The 17965-nt window shown below is 67.0% G+C and carries 20 protein-coding genes; 9 read left to right on the forward strand and 11 right to left on the reverse strand.

Annotated elements, in window-relative coordinates:
* Nucleotides 1-149: 149 nt before the first annotated feature.
* The gene (locus tag SR870_RS09040; RefSeq protein WP_416221159.1) at nt 150-899 is read right to left on the reverse strand and encodes an outer membrane protein; all 750 of its coding nucleotides are present in this window, start codon (nt 897-899) and stop codon (nt 150-152) included.
* 268 nt (nt 900-1167) lie between these two features.
* Nucleotides 1168-1701: a MarR family winged helix-turn-helix transcriptional regulator gene (locus tag SR870_RS09045; protein ID WP_322517639.1), complete on the reverse strand. Its 534-nt coding sequence runs from the start codon at nt 1699-1701 to the stop codon at nt 1168-1170.
* A gap of 521 nt (nt 1702-2222) precedes the next feature.
* Here SR870_RS09045 and SR870_RS09050 point away from each other — a divergent pair.
* Nucleotides 2223-3710: a porin gene (locus tag SR870_RS09050; protein ID WP_322517640.1), complete on the forward strand. Its 1488-nt coding sequence runs from the start codon at nt 2223-2225 to the stop codon at nt 3708-3710.
* 141 nt (nt 3711-3851) lie between these two features.
* Here SR870_RS09050 and SR870_RS09055 read toward each other — a convergent pair whose 3' ends face one another.
* A complete protein-coding gene (locus tag SR870_RS09055; RefSeq protein WP_322517641.1) occupies nt 3852-4229 on the reverse strand; it encodes a hypothetical protein in 378 nt (125 codons plus the stop codon).
* A gap of 169 nt (nt 4230-4398) precedes the next feature.
* Here SR870_RS09055 and SR870_RS09060 point away from each other — a divergent pair, with 169 nt between their 5' ends.
* Together SR870_RS09060 and SR870_RS09065 are read left to right on the forward strand one after the other, a co-directional pair.
* Nucleotides 4399-4593 carry a hypothetical protein gene (locus SR870_RS09060; protein ID WP_322518235.1) on the forward strand — a complete coding sequence of 65 codons (195 nt, stop codon included), beginning with the start codon at nt 4399-4401 and terminating at the stop codon, nt 4591-4593.
* A gap of 12 nt (nt 4594-4605) precedes the next feature.
* A complete protein-coding gene (locus tag SR870_RS09065) occupies nt 4606-4770 on the forward strand; it encodes a hypothetical protein (RefSeq protein ID WP_322518402.1) in 165 nt (54 codons plus the stop codon).
* Nucleotides 4771-4812: 42 nt separating this feature from the next.
* Here SR870_RS09065 and SR870_RS09070 read toward each other — a convergent pair whose 3' ends face one another.
* On the reverse strand, nt 4813-5343 hold the full coding sequence (locus SR870_RS09070) for a gamma carbonic anhydrase family protein (RefSeq protein ID WP_322517642.1): 531 nt from the start codon (nt 5341-5343) through the stop codon (nt 4813-4815).
* Between the two features lie 58 nt (nt 5344-5401).
* Nucleotides 5402-5731: a DUF6949 family protein gene (locus SR870_RS09075; protein ID WP_322517643.1), complete on the reverse strand. Its 330-nt coding sequence runs from the start codon at nt 5729-5731 to the stop codon at nt 5402-5404.
* A 182-nt stretch (nt 5732-5913) separates the two neighbouring features.
* On the opposite strand from SR870_RS09075, the gene SR870_RS09080 reads away from it, so the two are divergent.
* Entirely contained in the window at nt 5914-6624 is a 711-nt protein-coding gene (locus SR870_RS09080) for a hypothetical protein (RefSeq protein ID WP_322517644.1), read from the forward strand.
* Between the two features lie 269 nt (nt 6625-6893).
* Here the strand turns inward: SR870_RS09080 and SR870_RS09085 are convergent, their stop codons facing one another.
* The 4 genes from SR870_RS09085 to SR870_RS09100 all read right to left on the reverse strand — a co-directional run bounded on the left by SR870_RS09085 (nt 6894) and on the right by SR870_RS09100 (nt 10343).
* Complete coding sequence (locus tag SR870_RS09085; RefSeq protein WP_317257236.1) at nt 6894-7112, reverse strand: DUF3126 family protein; 219 nt, start codon at nt 7110-7112, stop codon at nt 6894-6896.
* 184 nt (nt 7113-7296) lie between these two features.
* Nucleotides 7297-8124: a serine O-acetyltransferase gene (cysE, locus tag SR870_RS09090; protein WP_322518236.1), complete on the reverse strand. Its 828-nt coding sequence runs from the start codon at nt 8122-8124 to the stop codon at nt 7297-7299.
* Nucleotides 8125-8350: 226 nt separating this feature from the next.
* A complete protein-coding gene (locus tag SR870_RS09095; RefSeq protein WP_322517645.1) occupies nt 8351-9103 on the reverse strand; it encodes an alpha/beta fold hydrolase in 753 nt (250 codons plus the stop codon).
* A 79-nt stretch (nt 9104-9182) separates the two neighbouring features.
* Nucleotides 9183-10343 (reverse strand): hypothetical protein, encoded by a 1161-nt coding sequence (locus tag SR870_RS09100; RefSeq protein ID WP_322517646.1) that lies wholly within the window; start codon nt 10341-10343, stop codon nt 9183-9185.
* Between the two features lie 211 nt (nt 10344-10554).
* Here SR870_RS09100 and SR870_RS09105 point away from each other — a divergent pair, with 211 nt between their 5' ends.
* Nucleotides 10555-10800 carry a zinc-finger domain-containing protein gene (locus tag SR870_RS09105; protein WP_322517647.1) on the forward strand — a complete coding sequence of 82 codons (246 nt, stop codon included), beginning with the start codon at nt 10555-10557 and terminating at the stop codon, nt 10798-10800.
* A gap of 7 nt (nt 10801-10807) precedes the next feature.
* Nucleotides 10808-12022, forward strand: a complete 1215-nt coding sequence (locus SR870_RS09110) for an FAD-dependent monooxygenase (RefSeq protein ID WP_322517648.1) — start codon at nt 10808-10810, stop codon at nt 12020-12022.
* Nucleotides 12023-12057: 35 nt separating this feature from the next.
* On the opposite strand, the gene SR870_RS09115 is transcribed toward SR870_RS09110, so the two are convergent.
* Nucleotides 12058-12366: a twin-arginine translocation pathway signal gene (locus SR870_RS09115; RefSeq protein WP_322517649.1), complete on the reverse strand. Its 309-nt coding sequence runs from the start codon at nt 12364-12366 to the stop codon at nt 12058-12060.
* Here SR870_RS09115 and SR870_RS09120 point away from each other — a divergent pair.
* From SR870_RS09120 to SR870_RS09130, 3 genes are read left to right on the forward strand one after another with little or no spacing between them, the layout of a single operon-like run.
* A complete protein-coding gene (locus tag SR870_RS09120) occupies nt 12365-12724 on the forward strand; it encodes a hypothetical protein (RefSeq protein ID WP_322517650.1) in 360 nt (119 codons plus the stop codon). The two genes, SR870_RS09115 and SR870_RS09120, sit on opposite strands and share 2 nt — an antisense overlap.
* Nucleotides 12712-13569 carry a glycosyltransferase family 92 protein gene (locus SR870_RS09125; protein ID WP_322517651.1) on the forward strand — a complete coding sequence of 286 codons (858 nt, stop codon included), beginning with the start codon at nt 12712-12714 and terminating at the stop codon, nt 13567-13569. Before SR870_RS09120 ends, SR870_RS09125 begins: the two co-directional genes overlap by 13 nt.
* A 25-nt stretch (nt 13570-13594) precedes the next feature.
* Entirely contained in the window at nt 13595-14050 is a 456-nt protein-coding gene (locus tag SR870_RS09130) for a GNAT family N-acetyltransferase (RefSeq protein WP_322517652.1), read from the forward strand.
* 89 nt (nt 14051-14139) lie between these two features.
* Here SR870_RS09130 and SR870_RS09135 read toward each other — a convergent pair whose 3' ends face one another.
* A complete protein-coding gene (locus SR870_RS09135) occupies nt 14140-17937 on the reverse strand; it encodes an autotransporter domain-containing protein (protein ID WP_322517653.1) in 3798 nt (1265 codons plus the stop codon).
* Between the last annotated feature and the right edge of the window lie 28 nt (nt 17938-17965).

The following is a 17965-nucleotide window of genomic DNA, read 5'->3' on the forward strand; positions in this document are numbered from 1 at the left end:
GCAAACGCAAAAAAGCCCCGGACGGATTGCCGGGGCTTTTCTGCAGCAGAACAGCTGAAGCTCAGTCGATGACGGACCTGCTCAGTCCATGACGGCTCGGCTCAGTACTTGGTGACCTCAGTACTTGGTGACCTCAGTACTTGGCGACCTCAGTACTTGGCGACGACCGGGCCACCCCAGTTGAAGTGATAGTTGATGCCGACCTTGACGGTGTGGAAGGTGTCCTTCCACTCCGAGCGGTTGGTCGGCGCGGCGGTGTACTGGATCGTGCTGCGGCCGAGATCGATGTAGTTGTATTCGAGCTTGGCCGACCAGCTCGGCGCGAACATGTATTCGACGCCGGCACCGACCGTGTAGCCCCATATGGTCTTGTTCTGCACGAATGTGTTGGCAGCGCCACCGTCATAGCGGTGCTGGAGGTCGCCGACCGCGGCACCGCCGCTGACGAACCACAGCGCCGGACCGGCCGCATAGCCGAGACGACCCTTGATGTCGCCGAAACCGCGAAGCTTGGTGAAATAGGTGTCGCCGAGATTCGGCGGGCCGACATTGATCACGGACGAAGTGCCGTTGATGTCCGCCCAGTGGTAATCGCCTTCGAGACCGAACACGAAGGCGCCGCTCTGCCAGTTGTAGCCGACCACGCCGCCGGCGAAGCCGCCGCTGGTGTCGTACTTCTGGGAGCCGAAGAACGCCGGGGTGTTGGCGGCGGCGAAGACGGTCTCGTCGCTCGAGCCCCAGCCATAGCCGCCCTGACCGCCGATATAGAAGCCGGTCCAGGTCGACACCGGGGCCACGATCGGCGCTGCCTTGGTGTAGGGCCGGGCCGCCAGATCGGCCGCCGAGGCCGAACTCATCATCACGAGTGCTGCCGCCGTACCGAACAGAAACGTCTTCAATGCCAATTCTTCCTCCATCAAAACAAAGGGTCGAGTGATTCCAACGCGAGAAAACACTAGCTCATTTCGGCCCAACCGGCCGTACCCGGAACGCAACAGTCAATCGCAAAGCGACCGCAGGTTCGATTCTGGTGAGGATCGCTGCGCCCGCGCCCGTTCGACGGCGGTCGAAGCGTCGTCACACACAAGGATGTTCGGGGAATCACGACCGGTCGCTCATCACGCGCGGTGACGCGAACGCGACACGGCGGTGCAACGAGCGGAAGAGCTAATTGTCGTCCGCAACGCGCTGCATCGCGACCTTGGTGCGACGCTTCAGCATGTCGAGCTTGGCCTTGACGTCGCCGAGCGCCTCGGCGTCGAAATCGCGGAAGATGTATTCGTGAAGCGCTTCCCAGCGCGGCCTCAGTTCCGCTATTTTCGTCCGCGCCGTATCCGACAGCGACATCAGCACGACGCGCGCATCGGTCGTCGAGGTCACGCGGTTGATCAGGCCGAGCCGCTCGAGTATCTTGGTCTGGGTCGTCACGAAGGTCGAAACCGCGTGGATCTTGTCGGAGACGTCACCGACCGAAACGCCGTTGCCCTGATCGAGATCGCTGATCGCCATCAGGATCAGCCATTGCGAACCGCTGATGCCGAACAGCTTCGCCCAGGCGCGGCGCATGTCCTCCAGGTTGTTGCTGATCGAGACGAAGTCCCAGATCACCTGATAGGACAGGCAATGGTCGGTCGTCGCAGACGCCCCAACGGGCGCCGGTTCGGCCGCCGCGGTCTTCCGAGCGTTTTGCCGATTCGACATGCGATGCACCTCCGATGGCGCCGTTTCCTCAAGACGTCTTTTTTTTCGGCCCGCCATATTAGCGAAGGGCAGAATGTAATTTCACAAGGCATCTTGCACGGACCAACACGACGAAAGTCGACCATTTCCGCACAAAGTCTCTGCAGACCAAACGGGAGGCCGTCGCGTCGGCGGCCAAAACCATTTCAGATTCAGCAAATTAATCCTCTCAACTCGGTTTTGACCGAGTTGTTTCCAGCGCGCCATGGCTGAACATACAACGTGACAGAATCATGACGGAGTGTTGCGACACGGCCACACGTTCGCCGCACCAAGGGCAACATCCCGGTTTGGTCCTTTCAATAGCTAACTTTGTTATGTATCGAGTCACAGACCGACGGAGGGGGGCACCTCGAAGTCGTCCCCGCCCAAGAGCGGCCTCGCAGGATCAGCGGGCGCTCCCAGGCGGTTCGCGGGTGATGCCGTGGGGCCGATACTTGAAGCCCATGGCGTTGCCCATACGGCAAACTTGGAGGTTTCAAATGAATTTCGTTAAAGGCCTGATGCTGGGCAGCACGGCCGTTCTGATGGCGACGAGCGCGCAAGCCGCCGATCTCCCGCTCAAGGCGAAGGCGGTCGAATACGTCAAGATCTGCTCGCTCTACGGCGCGGGCTTCTACTACATTCCGGGCACCGACACCTGCATCAAGCTCGGCGGCTACGTCCGCGCCGAGTACGGGCACAACACGTCGAGCATGACCAACTCGCCGGCCTGGAACGGCAACTCGGGCCAGCAGAACCGTCTTGCCAACAGCACGATGTATCGCACGCGCGCCGACCTCAACATCGACACCCGCACCGCGACCGAATACGGCGTGGTCCGCACCTATTTCGACTCGGTGTTCACCTGGACCACCGGCAGCGATTCCGTCGCTGGTGGTAACATCGGCGTTTACTACGCCTTCATCCAGTTCGCCGGCTTCACCTTCGGTAAAGCGGTGTCGCAGTTCTCGACGCCGTGGAACGGCTCCCCGGGCAACATCACCTCGAACCTGCTCGGCGGCGACGACACCTCCACCGGCATCAATCAGGTGTCGTACACCGCGGAATTCGGCAACGGCCTGTCGGCCTCGGTCTCGCTCGAAGACCAGAGCGGCTACCGCCAGTCGCAGGGCGTCTCGAGCGTCTTCAACACGACGGGTCTCGGCGGCACCAACACCGCGGCCACGTGGATGTCGGGCGCCGGCGTTGGCACCAGCTACACTGCCGGCACGCAGATCCCCGACATCGTCGGCAAGATCCGCCTCGACCAAGCCTGGGGCCTGTTCCAGGTTTCGGCGGCTGCGCACCAGATTCGCGCCAGCTACTACAACCCGTCGCAGGAGATCAGCGGCCATCCCGACGACAAGTGGGGCTTCGCGGTTCTCGCCGCGCTGTCGCTCAAGAACCTGCCCACCGGCAAGGGTGACACCATCAACTTCGATGCCACCTATGCTGACGGCGCGATCCGCTACGTGATCGGCGGCACCAGCCCGAACAACTTCTCGATGTACGGCAACAACGCGGCCGGCGCCTATCAGTCGATCGCGATCGGCTCCGCAGTCGACGGCGTGTTCGCCACCGGCGGCCAGATCCACACCACCAAGGCCTGGGGTATCCGCGGTTCGTTCAACCACAACTGGTCCCCGAACTGGGCCACCTCGGTGTTCGGCGCGTATTCGTCGGTCGACTTCGGCGGCGCCGGCGGCGCTCTCTACACCACCGGCCTGCGCGCCGCGGTTGGTGGCGCAGCCTCCGCCTTCACGGGCAACCCGAACTTCAACATCGCGCAGATCGGCACCCGCACCTCGTGGACTCCGGTCAAGAACCTGACGTTCTCGGGCGAAGTGCTCTACACCATGATCGACCAGAACTACTCGGGCGTGACTGGCCCGGCGGTCAATCCGGGCTCGGTCAAGCCGACTTCGCGTTACGAGTTCAAGGACCAGAACACCTGGTCCGGCGCCGTCCGCGTTCAGCGGACGTTCTAAGCTAAACTACTGTGAACATGTAAACCTCCAGGAACCTCCGGCGATGCCCCGCCGGAGGTTTTCCTGTTTTGGGAGGCCGCACAGCCGCACCTCATAGCAGACCGCGCCTGGTCGCAGACCTCGATCAGCAGCAGACTTCAATCAGTAGCAAACTTCGACCCGCCGCAGCCGCCAGCCATAGGGCGTCCACACCCGCCGCGTCCTCAGATAGCAGCCATCGTCATAGCCGACGGCATAGGGATAGCTGTAGCCGTAACCGTTGTAGTAGGCCGGATAGCCGTAGCCGCCCCAGGCATAGGGCGCCGCGAGGCCGAGCCCCAGCCCGACGCCGACGGCCCCGATGCCGAAGCCGGGCCCGCGCCAACCGCCACCGCGCCAGCCGCCGTGCCACCCGCCGCCGTGCCAGCCACCGCCATGAAAACCGCCGCCATGAAATCCGCCGCGCGCTGAAGCCGCGGTCGGCGCCGCCAGCGCGGCCAGCGCCGCCACCGCAAACGCAACCATCACCTTGCGAAACATCTTGCACTCCATTCCGGACGAGTCGCTCCATCCGCAGGATGCGCCCCGCTGTCGCAGTTTGTTGGGCGATCGGCGCGCGCCGGTTTCAAATCCGCGCGATTGCAGCGTGCGCCGCATCGGTGGAACGATCGGCGCCGGCGCCGAGTTGTCTACGCGGAGGCGTCGCGCCATGCGCAAGCTGATCGGACTCGACGAGGACACGCTGGATAAGCTCGAGCAGCTCGGCCGCGACCGCATGGCCACGCTGCAGGAGCTCGCCGACGAGGCCTTCGCCGATCTGCTGAAGAAGCACGGCGTGCCGATCGATCTGAAGGACGCGCTGCGCAAGAGCGCGGCTTCGTCAGATTCGCAACGCAAACATTGAAGGACCAGAGTGATGGCAGACGACGATCCGTTCGAACTGGGCGAGCGCGCCGCGCGTCAGAACATTCCCGCCGAAGCCAATCCGTATCACGACGGCAGCGAGGAGCACTCGCTGTGGGCCGCCGGCCACGAACGCGTCGCCACCGCGATGCAGGCCCGCGAATCCGAAGGCACCTGAGCGGCGCCGCATTCAACTCGCATGTCGGATGCGGCGTTCGAATCAGCCGATCTTCTTGAGTCCTTTGGCGTAGCGCGGGCCGTTGGCGGCGTAGAACTTCGCCGGGAGCTCCATCGCGGTCGCCTGTGCCGGATCGAGCGTCCGCGCGAGCTTGGCGGGCGCGCCGAGAATCAGCGAATTCTCCGGAAACGACTTGCCCTCGGTGACGATCGCGCCGGCGCCGACGATCGAGCCGCGGCCGATCCGGGCGCCGTTCATCACGATCGCGCCCATCCCGATCAGGGCGCCGTCCTCGATGGTGCAGCCGTGCAGGATGACGTTGTGGCCGATCGTGCAATTCTTGCCGACGGTCAGCGGATAGCCCGGATCGGTGTGGCAGGTCGAGCCGTCCTGCACGTTGGAGCCCTCGCCGATCTCGATCCACTCGTTGTCGCCGCGCAGCACCGCGCCGAACCACACCGTGGCCGACGGCTTCAGCCGAACCTTGCCGATCACCGTTGCGGTTTCGGCGACGAAGTAGTTTCCGTCCTGCGGAAGGTCAGGGCGCTGCCCGTCGAGCTCGTAGATCGCCATCTCGGTCTCCTGTTGCGCGCCCACTCATGACAACGCGCGCAGCCGGGGGCAATGGTTTTCAGGCGATCACGCCGACGGCGTGCAGCGCCATCAGCAGCACCGTGCCGGACATCATGCTCCAGGTGCCCGCCAGCACGGTGGCCAGCATCACGAATTCGGTGCGGCGGCGCTCGATGCGCGGGCCGAGCAACACGTTGCGCATGATGATGAAGGGCGCCGCGAACACCAGGAACGGCACCGCGGCGAAGCTCTGCGCCACCACGCCCTGCTGCAGCAGCCCGAACCCCGCCGGCTGGCGCCGCATCGCCTGGTAGCCGCTGGCGAGCGCGCCGGCGACGGCGAAACCGATCAGCAGCGAGAACAGATTATTGTACGCATCCGGCGACATCACACAGTCTCGCTCACGCTACCCCACCCGAGAACTGTCGCAAAATGCGGCCCCGCCCGCCAGCGCATCGTTAAGTTTGGGTTAACGCGACCGTGCGAGGGATAACGTTCGCGCTGCGACAGCATTGGTCGCCGCGGCGCAGCATCGCCTTCTCGTGTCATTTTCCCGGGTTCTGATCCGCAATGAGTTTGGTTTCGTCAGCCCCCTACCCGCGCCGCGCCGTTCCGCTTGCCCGGCGCAGCCATCGCGTGCCGATCGCGATCGGCAGCACGATCTCGCTGCTCGCGATCGCGGCGGTGGCGTATCTGCTGTGGCCGACCTGGCGCGCCCAGCCGGTCGGCGATCCCGACCGCACCCCGGTCAGCATCGGCGAGACGCTGTTCAACGTGCCGACCAAGGCATTCCGGGTCAAATTCCAGCGCCATTCCGGGCCGCAGGAGCGCGTCGATCTCGCCTTCCTGTATCCCTCACTGCTGCCGCCGGAGCGGCCGAAGCGCGCCTCGCCGCAGGACGTCGAGGAATTTCATCCGATCGACCGCATCTTCGTGTCGATCGCCGCGCATCAGGACACGCTCGACCCGCAGATGCGGCTGCGCACGATCTATCCGCGCTATCTGGCGCCCGCTTCGCAACAGATCGAGGACGGGCTGACGCTTCGTCCATTCGTCGACGGCTCGCCCTACGGCAGCGAGGATCTCGTCACCGCCGAGCAGCCGCCGCTGGCGGCGCGCTGCACCCGCGACCGGCAGACGCCGGGCATGTGTATCAGCGAGCGTCGGATCGACGGCGCCGACCTCAGCTTCCGGTTTCCGCGGCAATGGCTGACGCAATGGCGCGACGTCGCGACCGCGATCGACCGCCTCACCGCGCAGCTCCACGCCGTGCGCGGTTAGCACGGTTCTGTTTCCGATGGAATCAGCACTGGCGTTTGGGAGGCTCACCACAGGCACAGCCTCATGGTGAGGAGGCGCGCAGCGCCGTCTCGAACCATGGGCGAGAGGGACTGCGTCGCCCCATCCTTCGAGACACCCGGCTTCGCCGGGCTCCTCAGGATGAGGATTCAGTGCATTTGGCAAGGGCTTCGATCAATCATGAAGCTCTCTGGCGCGTATTCCACAGCGGACGTGAAGCCGCGGAATACGCCGATTGAAGGATCGCGATCTCAGCCGACGTCGGCGAGATCCTCTTCCAGAATCGCCATCTGGAACTGGAACGAGCGATCATCGTCCTCGTCGTCGACGAACAGCACGCCGACGAATTCCTCGCCGATATACACTTCGGCGGAGTCGTCCTTCTTCGGCCGCGGCACCACGCGGATCTTCGGATTGCCGAACACCCGCTTGAGATACGCATCGAGTTTTCTGACTTCCTGAACGTCCACGGTGATCTCCAATCCAGACTAGATAACAAGGCTCCGGCGCGCGGCGGACGCGCGGTCCGCCGCGCGATCGCGGCAAGCGAGGCCGCCGTCAGTACGTTCTCGCGCCGCCCACCGCAAGCCCCGGCGTGGCGATTCGAACTGCATTCACAGCGAGACGAAAGTCCATCGCCCGGAAGCCGCCGGATCAAAGCCCGATGGCGTTGATCATCTGATCCATGGTGCGCGACGGCTCGGCGCAGCCCGCCTCGCCGACCACCTTGGCCGGCACGCCGGCGACCGTCATGTTGTGCGGCACCGATTTCAGCACCACCGAGCCCGCGGCGATGCGGGCGCAATGGCCGACCTCGATATTGCCGAGGATCTTGGCGCCGGCGCCGATCATCACGCCGTGGCGAATCTTGGGATGCCGGTCCTCGTGCTCCTTGCCGGTGCCGCCGAGCGTCACGCCGTGCAGAATCGAGACGTCGTCCTCGATGATCGCGGTTTCGCCGACGACCAGGCCGGTCGCGTGGTCGAGAAAAATCCCGCGGCCGATGGTGGCGGCGGGATTGATGTCGGTCTGGAACACCGCGGAGGCGCGGCTCTGCAGGTAATACGCGAAATCCTTGCGGCCCTGGCGCAGCAGCCAGTGCGCCAGGCGATGCGTCTGGATGGCGTGGAAGCCCTTGTAGTACAGCAGCGGATCGATGAAGCGCGCTGTCGCCGGATCGCGATCGAACACCGCGACCATGTCGGCGCGGAAGGCGTTGCCGATATCCGGCGCCTCGCGCAGCGCCTCGTCGAAAGTCTGGCGGATCAGATCGCCGGACAGCGCCGCATGATCGAGCCGCTCGGCGACGCGATGCACCACCGCGTCTTCGAGGCGGTCGTGATGCAGCACGCTGCCGTAGATGAAAGACGCGAGCTCGGGCTCGCGGCGGACCACGTCCTCCGCCTCGGTGCGCACGCGCTCCCAGATCGGATCGAGCGACGTCAGCTTCGCGGGTTGCGGATTGACCTGATGCATCACCATGCCGGCTCTCTCGATCTCGCCTGTCGCAGTCACTATAGCACGCCCGTGACGAGGCTGTCCCGCCACCCTGCGGGCCCGGAGGGGATCGTCAGGATGACCGTTAACCCATTCCTGCGCAATCACATTGCCTCGATCAGCGACCGTGGTTCGGTGGTTGCGCCATCTCAACGTGGGGAGCGGGACGATCCAGTCAAGCCGCCCGGCCCTCCGGACGGCGCCGCACGGATCACGGCCGGCGCTCGAGAAAATCGACCACGCCTTCCTTGTAGACGCGGTCGCCGACCGCGCGCATGTGATCGCGGCGCGGGATGTCGAGCACTTCGGAGCCGGGAATCATGCCGCTGAGTTGATGCGCGGATCCCGCGACGTCGTCGGTGGTGCCGACCGCGATCAGCACCGGGACCGCGATCGCCGCCGCCTCCTCCGCGCTCATCAGCATCCGCGAGCCGCGCAGGCAGGCGGCGAGCGCCTTGCGATCGGAGCGAGTCTGATCGGCGAAGGCGCGGAAGATGCGGCCCACCGGATCGCTGACGTCGTCGAGCGACGGCGCCTCGAGCGCGAGCGCCACCGTCTCGCCTGGGCCTCCGCCGATCACCAGGCCGCTGCCGATGCCGCCGAGAATCGCCGCGCGCACGCGCTCGGGGTGACGGCGCGCCAGCGTCGCGGTGATGCGGCCGCCGAGCGAGTAGCCCATGACGTCGGCGCGATCGATCGAAAGATGATCCATCAGCGCGACGACGTCGCCGGCCATCGTAGTCAGTCCGTAATCGGCGGGGTCGTACAGCTTGGACGATTCGCCGTGGCCGCGATTGTCGAGCGCGACGACGCGGCGGCCGGCGCGCTTCAACTCCGACAGCCAGGACGGATACACCCAGTTGACGTTCTTGTTCGACGCGAAGCCGTGCACGAGCACGATCGGATCGCCCTCGCCGTCGTCGAGATATGCAATGCTGACACCGCCGTGATCAAAGCTCGGCATCGACCGTCCGATGATTGTTGAAGGAAATGGTGAGAGACAGGAGACCGGCAGGATAGAGCGTTACGAGGCCCCGCGACAGTTACGAAACCGACAGGGCCGCTGCGACCGGAGACGGATTGACTTGCGCGCGCTGCGCCCGCTTCGCCTCGGCCAGCAGACGTTTCGCGCGCCGCGCCTTGCCGCGATCGATCGAGGCCTGCGTCATCCGCTCGACGCCGGCCTTGAGCGAGGTGACGAGGCCGAACACCGTGATCAGCGCGCCGAAGATCCACCAGGCGAAATTCCACGCGCCGGTGGTGAGCAGCAGCGCGCCGCGGCCGAGGATCTTGAGGAAGGCGCGGGTCTGGCCGCCTTTGGCCTCGGCGAGCCGCGCGGCGCGCGCGATGTCCTTCGGCCCGTCGGCGATCTTCAGCGCATCGAGCGCGCCGCGGGTGCCGGCCTTGTCGCCGATGCGGCCGACATTCTTGGCCAGCCGCATCAGCCCGCCGGCCTTCTCGGCGCGGAACGCCGCCTTGACCGCGGTCAGGGCCTCGCCCGGGCGGCGGATCGAGACGCCTGCGACCGCGCGCTGCAGCGCCGGCGCATCGATCACGTCCCGCGCCGAACGGCTGGTCCATGTCGCCAGCCCTCCGCCGAGCCGGCCGACCTTGCGGGCGTCCTTGACGAGCGTCAGCCCGGCGCGCACCGGAGCGGCGCCACCCAACGTGACATAGGTCGCCGCGGTGATGGCGATCCCGGCCGCCGCGAGCCCGAGCACGACCCGGTCGGTGTCCGCGCCGGTGGCGAGATTGGTGCCCTCGCGGACGACGTCGCGGATGTCGCCGAACACGAACAGATCGCCCGCCACGGTGCCGGACAGGCTGGCGCCGTCCTCGGCCTTGCCGGTGACGAGACCGGTCGCGAAGCGGGTGGCGATGCCGGCGGCCGAGTGCTGCGCGGCGACGGCCTCGGCGACGCGCGTGGTCAGTTCGACGGGAAGATCGATATGTCGTGCAGCGGCAAGTTGCACCAGGCTGCCGGCGAGGTCCGGATCGTGGGCGTCCAGCGCGTCAGTGATATGACGGCTGATCAGTTCCGGGTCCTGTTGCAATGCGGAGCCGATCTGCAACTCGGAGAGTTGCGCCGGATCGTCCTGCGCGGCAAGAAAGGCCGCGCTGCGCCGGGCATGCGGCCACGTCAGCACCAGCGCAACCGCGCAGAGTGCGATGCCAGCTTTGGCGATGCCCAGTTTCAGACGCATTTGCTGCGGCCCTCGTTGTGTCATCAATGTGGGGTGTCACAGCTTGGACACAACCGATCCAACGAAAGAAGGGCTTCTCCAACATCATGGGATTGTGTCGAATTTCGACAGGCAAAGCCTGTCCGCGCGCTCTAGGAATCAGGAGCCGACGCCGGTATGGTGCGCTGCACCGTGATGATTGCCCTCTCCGTCGCGAGCTAAGGTGAGCCGAATGTCCGAACACGTGGTTCCACATTTCCAGAACGAGGCCGGCGTTCCGATGATCGAGATCGGCTCGAAGGAATTCATGTGCGTGGGTGCCAATCCGCCGTTCGATCATCCGCATGTGTTTCTCGACCTCGGCAACGACAACGAGATCATCTGCCCGTATTGCTCGACGCTGTATCGCTACGCGCCCGATCTCGGGCCCGGCGAAGCGCGCCCGCCGGAATGCGTGCTGAAGGACAAGGTCGCCTGATCGCATCGTGCCGGCCTCCCGCACGATCATCGTTGCCGGCGCGGGAATCGGCGGACTGACGGCCTCGCTCGCGCTCGCGGCGCGAGGCTTTCGCGTGATCGTTCTGGAAAAGACGGAACGGCTCGAGGAAGCCGGCGCCGGACTGCAACTCTCCCCCAACGCCAGCCGCGTGCTGATCGGTCTCGGCCTCGGTGACAGGCTCGCGCAGCGCGCGGTCGCGCCCGACGCGGTGACGGTGATGAGCGCGCGCAGCGGCCGCGCGGTGGTGCGGCTGCCGCTCGGCAATGCGGCAGCGGCGCGCGCCGGCGCCCCGTATTGGGTGATCCACCGCGCCGATCTGCAATCCGCGCTGGAGGCAGAGGTCGTCGCCCATCCGTCGATCGATCTGCGGCTCGGCTGCCGGTTCGAGGACTTCGCCAGCGACGCGCGCGGCATCACGGTCGGTCATCGCCGGCGCACCGAGCGCAAGCATGAGCAGGCGCTGGCGCTGATCGGCGCCGACGGCATCTGGTCGACGGTGCGCGGGCAGTTATTTCCGTCGACGCAGCCGCGGTTCAGCGGACTAATCGCCTGGCGCGGCACGGTCGACGCCAGGGCGCTGCCGCGGGCCGACCTGCGCGCCGGCGTGCAGCTCTGGATGGGGCCGCAGGCGCATCTGGTGGTGTATCCGATCTCCGGCGGGCGGCGGATCAATCTGGTCGCGATCGTCGCCGACGACTGGCACCGCGAGGGCTGGAGCGCGCCGGGCGAGGCGCACGAGATCAAAAACCGGTTCGCCGCCGCCGGCTGGGCGTCCTCGGCGCGAGACATGATCGGCGCGGTCGAGAGCTGGAAGCGCTGGGCGCTGTTCGCGATGCCGGACGGCGGCATCTGGACCGCTGGCGCGACCGCGCTGCTCGGCGATGCGTCGCACGGCATGCTGCCGTTCGCGGCGCAGGGCGCCGGCATGGCGATCGAGGACGCCGCGGTGCTGGCGCAATGCCTCGGCGACAGCCACGGCGCAAACGCCGCCGGCGACGCGCTGTCGGTGCCGGCGTCGCTGCAGCGCTATGCGCAGGCGCGCCGCGCGCGGGTGGCCCGGGTGCAGCGGCTGGCGCGGCAGAACGGCAAGATCTATCACCTCACCGGCCCGATGGCGCTGGCGCGCGATCTGGCGATGCAGGCGCTCGGCGGCGAGCGGCTGCTGGCGCGGCAAGGCTGGGTCTACGACTGGCGACCATGAGGCAGTGCGCGGCGCACCGCGCGCGTCCGAACCGCTCAGCGCGTCGCGCGGCCCGAATGCGCCGGCGGGCGCGCGCCGGGCGCTGACGCCGCGGGCGGTGGCGCCGCCTCGACGCATTTGTTGTCGCGCCAGGTCTGTTCGGCGAGCCGCGACATCGCTTTCACGTTGATATAATCGTTGCGATAGGCGACCTCGGAGACGACCGAGCCGGCAACGCCGGTCTCCGCCTTGCGCATCAGGCCGTTGAGGTCGGCCAGCCGCGCGTCGAGACCCCTGCGCTCGGCGGCGAGCTGCTCGCAATTGTACAGATTATATCTGGCGGGATCGACGAACGCCTGAGACATGGCGCTGTCGCCGATCGCAGCACAGCCCGACAATGCCCCGGCGCCGACGACGAGCGCAGCGGCGGCGACGAGGCCCAAGCGAGACGAAACAAGGCGGCGGCGATCGGTCATGGCGCTCGTGAACGTTGCGATTTCGAAAGATCAGGCGGCAATGGCGGGAATGAGGCGCCGTCGAAACGGCGCCGGCGAAGCGCGCGACAGGCAGGCCGACGCGGCGCACGGCCGCGCCCGATCGAACGATTGCAGCAATGCGCCCGGCTTGGCAAGATCGCGGTTCCGGATCGCGCCTCCGAACGATCATCAGTCGCGCGATGTCGACGCCGTCCGGATGCGCGAGGGCAGTCGATGCCGAGTTTGAAGACATTGCTGCGGGCGCCGATGGTTTGGCGAGCCCGGGCGCTCGATCGGGCCGTCGCCGCGCGCGACGTGCCGACGTTGGCCGTGGTCGCGATTTTCCGGGAGGAAGCGCCGTTCCTCGACGAGTGGCTGCGGTTTCACGAAGGCGTCGGCGTCGGGCACTTCTATCTGTACAATAATTTCAGCACCGATGATTTCCGCGAGGTGCTGGAGCCCTGGATCGCGCGCGGGCTGGTGACGCTGACGGATTGGCCGGTCGAGGTCGGGCAGCTCCCGGCGTATCGCCACTGCATCAGGCAGCACCGGCTGGATGCGAAGTGGATGGCGTTCATCGACATCGACGAGTATCTGTTCTCGCCCGCCGCCGACAACGTCACCGACATGCTCGGCCGGTTCGACGGCGTGCCGGCGATCGGGGTGTTCTCGCCTTATTTCGGCTCGGCGGGCGTCGAGGAACGGCCGCCGGTGCCGATCGCGCGCGCCTTCACGCGGCGATCGAAGCTGTCGAAGATCTCCGCCAAGACCATCGCCAATCCGCGCTGGGTCTACGCGATCCGCAACGTGCATCTCTACAAGTACTGGCGCGGCGAAACCGTCGACACCACCGGCCGCCCGTTCCAGGGCGACCGTCCGGTGCTCGACCTGTTGCGCCTCAATCACTACTGGTCGCGCTCGCTCTCCGACCTGCAGACCAAGATCCAGCGCGGCGACGCCTCCACGCCGGTGCCGCGCGACAGCGACCGGCATTTCGCCGCCGAGAGAGAAATGAACGCCGAGGAAGACACCTCGATCCTGCCGGTGCTGGATCGGGTGTTCGGGACGACGGAGTGCGCGAAGGCGGGATGAGGCCGCACCTGACGAAAGGCATCGTATGGCCGACCTGATCCGGCGCGGCACGGCGGCCGACGTTGCGGCAATCACCGACCTGACGATGCGCGCCTACGCCAAATGGCTCGCGCTGATCGGCTACGAACCGCTGCCGATGCTCGCCGACTACGCGGTGGCGATTCGGGAGCATCGGTTCGATCTGCTCGAAGCCGACGGCGTGTTGGCGGCGCTGATCGAAACCGAACTGCGCGACGACGATCTGTTGATCGTCAACGTCGCAGTGTCGCCCGACGCACAGAGACGCGGCCACGGCCGCCGCCTGATGGCGCTCGCCGAACAGATCGCCACCGCGGCCGGCCGCACCACCCTGCGGCTCTACACCAACGAACGCTTCGAAGAGAACATCCGGCTCTACGCGTCGCTCGGCTACGCCCACGAGCGGCTGGAAACCCGCGCGAATGGGGCGCGGGTGGTGCATATGGTGAAGCGGATGGGGTAGTCGTTGGTGGTGCGGGGCAGCCGGGCCGCCTGCAAGGCAGCTCGGCTTGGGGGCTTCCGACCCTCCACGATCGCCTCGGCTGCCATCCTTCACCAAAGATAGCGCAGCGTTGCCGTGCCGGCGTAGGTCTGAGCATGCGCGGCGAACTCGCCGTCGAATTTGGCACTGAGTGCGAGGCCTCCGGCGAAGCGCAACTCGGCGCCCACCGAGGTGAGGCCGGAATCGCGTGTGGGCGCCGCTCCGTTGACGACGAAGCTCGCCCCCGGCAGCGCCTGGAAGGTCGCGGTCAGCGAGGGATCGCTGACCCAGTCGTGCGCATAGGCCAACTTCGCCCGCAGTGTCAGCAGTGAACCAGAGTCGAGTGCGACGCTGCGATCGAGCCGCGCACCTGCCTCACCGCGGGTATCGCTGGCGCTGCGGCTCGCATAGCCGAGGCCGAACAGGCCGGCGGGGCTGGTCTCGCTGTAAGAGGGCGTGTCGAACCATTGCGCGTTCACCGCCGCATAGGGCGTCACCGCGACGAACGGCGCCGCGAAGCGCCAGCCCGCCTCGAGCCGGCCACCGTAGCTCTGCGCGTTGAAGCTGGCGGTGCTGCGCGTCGCCGCAAACGACATGCGGTCGGTCGACATCCAGTGATTGGCGAACGCCAGCGAGGCGGCGAGATAGGCCGGGCCCGATGTCGTCCTGGCGTTGATGCCGACCTGGAAGGCATCGCTGCGGCCGCTGCCGAGGCCCTGCCCGAGATTCCAACTGCTCTGCCCGCCCGCCAGCGCAAAGCCGAGCCGGGTGAACGGCGAGAGCTGATAGTCCGCGCCCGCAGCAACCCCGCCGGCACGCGAGGTCAGATCGTTGCTGCCGATCGCCGCATCGCCGGCAATACGGCTGCCGCCGCCATAGGCCGCTCCCCACAGGCTCCAGCGCGGCTCATAGGCTGGTGCCGGGCGCGGCGGCGCCTTGGTGATCGCCGCATAGGCCGAGGCGACGCCCGCCGGCAGCGGCGGACGTTCCGGCGCATAGCCGAGCGCGCCGGCGCCCTCGCCTTCGGAGCGCCCATCGACGAACGGATCGGTCATCAGGCCGAGGAACGCCGTTCCCATCTGGAACGCGCTCTGCTGGGCGCCGGTCGCCGGCTCGCCGGAGAGCTGGGTCAACGCGTTGGCGAGGGTCTGGCCGGTCAGACCGAACACGCCGACGAAGCCCGGCGGCAGCGTGCCGCCGGCGTTGAAGTAACCGTTGAGCGCATTGGCGACGCCGCGCGGGTTGAGGCCGAAGCCGGCGGTGTCGCCGAGCCTGGCCTGCAGCTTCAGCGTCACGCTGTTCGGCGTGGAGTAGTCGAGACGGGCGGTGAATCCGGTCGGCAGGCCGGAGCTCGTCAGCGCGTCGAAGCTCCCGGTCCGGCTGGAAGCCGTGAGAATGGTGTAGTCCTTGCTGAGATAGCTGCCCGGCGCAAAAACCGCCAGCACGTTGCCGGCCAGCGTCGCCGTTCCGCTGATCGTCGAGGACGCGGCCGATGGATTGATCTGAACCAGATACAGCGCGCCCGACTGGAACGCGAGATTGCCGGCCACATGCAACGTCGTCCCGGCGACACCGGAGCCCGGCGCCAGGGTGCCGCCGTTCGCCACCGTGAGGCTGCCGACCGTGCCGGTGCCGGCCAGCGTCGCGCCGCCGGCGACCGTGGTCGCCGAATTGGCGATCGAGCCGTTCACCACCAGCGTGCCGCCGTTGATCGTGGTCGCGCCCGAATAGGTGTTGGTGCCGGTCAGCGTCTCGCGACCCGCTGCGAGCGTCAGCCCGCCCGTGCCGGTGAGCGCGCCGGCAAAGCTGCCCGTCGCATTCGCCAGCGTCAGCGTCCTGTTACCAAGCGCAACGCTGCTCCCGGCGGCACCGGCCAGCGTCGCGATGGTGGCGCCGGCGGTGGCGCCGGAGATATCGAACGCCGCGCCCGTGCCGACGCTGACGCCGCTCGACGCAGCGATGCTGCCGGCGCCGCTCAGCGCCAGCGTGCCGGCTGCGACTGTGGTGCCGCCCGAATAGCTGTTGGCGCCGGTCAGCGTCTCGGTGCCGCCGGCGATGGTAAGGCCGCCCGTGCCGGTGATCTGCCCGGCGAACGTCGTGGAGGCATTCGCAAGCGTCAGGGACTTGCTACCGAGCGCGACCGTCGCCCCGGCGACGCCGGCCAGCGTCGTGATGGTCGCGCCAGCGTTTGTGCCGGAGATATCGAACGCCGCGCCCGAGGCAATGCTGACGCCGCTCGACGCCGCGATGCTGCCCGCGCCGCTCAGCGCCAGCGTGCCGGCATTGATCAGCGTGGCGCCGGTGTAGGCATTCGCCGCCGCCAGCACCAGCGAGCCCGCGCCGGTTTTGGTCAGGCCGCCGCTGCCGGTCAGGCCGGTGGCGAAGGTGACGTTGTTGCCGTTGGTATCGAAGCTGCCGCCATGGCTGCCGAGGGCGGCGAGCCGCGCGGAGATGTCGGTCGTGGTGCCGGTCGCCCATTGCAGGCCGCCGCCGTCGAGCGCGATCAGCCCGGTGCCGAAATTGTTGGCGGCATTGAAGTTGATCAGGCCGCCCGTGACCAGGGTGCCGCCCGAATAGGTGTTGACGCCCGACAGCACCAGCGTGCCGGGACCGAGCATCTCGAGGAAACCCGGCGAACCACCGTCGGCGATTAGACCCGAAATGGTCTGCGTGGTGCCGGCCGCCGGCGTGAAAATCGGATCGCCGCTGATCGTGATGTTGTTGGCGATCGTATAATTGCCGCCGGTGAAGGCGAGCGTCGTGCCGGCCGCGAGCGCCAACGTGCCGGAGCCGAGCGCGTTGGCACTGGCGATGGTCAGCGTTCCGCTGGCCAAATTGACGGCGCCGGTGAAGCCGCCTGCGCTTGTGCTCAGCGTCAGCTTGTGCGTCCCCGCATCGACGATGAGGGTTCCGGATCCGGTAAGGTTGGTGGTGAAAGGAATTCCAAATGATGCGTCGACGCCGGCGCTTCTCTGGTCGATCGTCAGATTGGCCCCGGCTTCGATAACGACATTGCCGTTGATGAAGGAGCCGGGCAGGAGTTGAAGAACACTGGAGCCGCTCACGAAATCGATCGCCTTGCGGCTGGTGCCGTTGCCGCCCGAGATGGTCCCGGCATTGAGGATCGTCAGATTGCTGCCGACAACGGCGGTCCCGGCCTTGGCGCTGGTCGTACTGCCGCCATAGATGGAGCCATAGTTCTCGAGAATGCCGCCGGCGGTGAAGAGGACGCCAATGCCGCCATCGCCATTTGCACCATTCGTACCGAGACCGCCGCCGGTGCCGCCGCCATTACCCCCGGCGCCGCCGGAGATCGTTCCGTTATTTGTGAGCGTGAGAGCGGTGGTTTCAACGACGCCGTAACCGCCAGCGCCGCCGCCACCGCCGCCACCGCCGCCCAGACCCGACGCGGACGTAAGGCCGGCGCCACCGCTGCCGCCGATGCCGCCGCTAACCGTGACGCCCACGGATACGGACGTGATACCGGTAGCGCCGTTCGTGCCGCCGGTGCCACCGGCGCCACCCGATGCTGCGCCGCTGCCGTCGCGGCCGCCGGCACCCCCGGCACCGCCGCCGGCAGCGCCACCGCCGCCACCGCCGCCGCCGTAATCGCCAGTGCCATCCTGACCGTCGCTGCCGGCCTGACCGCTATATCCCGTAGCGCCGGCGCCACCAGGGCCAACGGTTCCTGTGCCACTGAAACTGCCGGTGCCGAGGCCGCCGGTGCCGCCGTCCGCCAGCGCTGGACGTGATAGTCCCAAAGCAAGGACAATGACGACCGAAGACAACGCGGTGCCGCTCAACAGCTCGGCATTTAGCCTCACTTTGTACCTTACGCCCGCAAACGACTTTGCCATACGCCACAGCATTCCATGTCTTCCGTTTGTCAGAGTGGCT

The organism is Rhodopseudomonas palustris (assembly GCF_034479375.1).
GTDB classification, from domain to species: domain Bacteria; phylum Pseudomonadota; class Alphaproteobacteria; order Rhizobiales; family Xanthobacteraceae; genus Rhodopseudomonas; species Rhodopseudomonas palustris_M.

What these genes read in the sequence shown, in the direction of transcription:
- SR870_RS09070 (WP_322517642.1), bottom strand. Translation starts at nt 5,343, where the DNA reads ATGGCGATCTACGAGCTCGACGGGCAGCGCCCTGACCTTCCGCAGGAC.
- SR870_RS09105 (WP_322517647.1), top strand. Translation starts at nt 10,555, where the DNA reads ATGTCCGAACACGTGGTTCCACATTTCCAGAACGAGGCCGGCGTTCCG.
- SR870_RS09115 (WP_322517649.1), bottom strand. Translation starts at nt 12,366, where the DNA reads ATGTCTCAGGCGTTCGTCGATCCCGCCAGATATAATCTGTACAATTGC.
- SR870_RS09135 (WP_322517653.1), bottom strand. Translation starts at nt 17,937, where the DNA reads ATGCTGTGGCGTATGGCAAAGTCGTTTGCGGGCGTAAGGTACAAAGTG.
- SR870_RS09045 (WP_322517639.1), bottom strand. Translation starts at nt 1,701, where the DNA reads ATGTCGAATCGGCAAAACGCTCGGAAGACCGCGGCGGCCGAACCGGCG.
- SR870_RS09055 (WP_322517641.1), bottom strand. Translation starts at nt 4,229, where the DNA reads ATGTTTCGCAAGGTGATGGTTGCGTTTGCGGTGGCGGCGCTGGCCGCG.
- SR870_RS09120 (WP_322517650.1), top strand. Translation starts at nt 12,365, where the DNA reads ATGGCGCTGTCGCCGATCGCAGCACAGCCCGACAATGCCCCGGCGCCG.
- SR870_RS09050 (WP_322517640.1), top strand. Translation starts at nt 2,223, where the DNA reads ATGAATTTCGTTAAAGGCCTGATGCTGGGCAGCACGGCCGTTCTGATG.
- SR870_RS09060 (WP_322518235.1), top strand. Translation starts at nt 4,399, where the DNA reads ATGCGCAAGCTGATCGGACTCGACGAGGACACGCTGGATAAGCTCGAG.
- SR870_RS09125 (WP_322517651.1), top strand. Translation starts at nt 12,712, where the DNA reads ATGCCGAGTTTGAAGACATTGCTGCGGGCGCCGATGGTTTGGCGAGCC.
- SR870_RS09080 (WP_322517644.1), top strand. Translation starts at nt 5,914, where the DNA reads ATGAGTTTGGTTTCGTCAGCCCCCTACCCGCGCCGCGCCGTTCCGCTT.
- cysE (WP_322518236.1), bottom strand. Translation starts at nt 8,124, where the DNA reads ATGGTGATGCATCAGGTCAATCCGCAACCCGCGAAGCTGACGTCGCTC.
- SR870_RS09130 (WP_322517652.1), top strand. Translation starts at nt 13,595, where the DNA reads ATGGCCGACCTGATCCGGCGCGGCACGGCGGCCGACGTTGCGGCAATC.
- SR870_RS09065 (WP_322518402.1), top strand. Translation starts at nt 4,606, where the DNA reads ATGGCAGACGACGATCCGTTCGAACTGGGCGAGCGCGCCGCGCGTCAG.
- SR870_RS09100 (WP_322517646.1), bottom strand. Translation starts at nt 10,343, where the DNA reads ATGCGTCTGAAACTGGGCATCGCCAAAGCTGGCATCGCACTCTGCGCG.
- SR870_RS09075 (WP_322517643.1), bottom strand. Translation starts at nt 5,731, where the DNA reads ATGTCGCCGGATGCGTACAATAATCTGTTCTCGCTGCTGATCGGTTTC.
- SR870_RS09095 (WP_322517645.1), bottom strand. Translation starts at nt 9,103, where the DNA reads ATGCCGAGCTTTGATCACGGCGGTGTCAGCATTGCATATCTCGACGAC.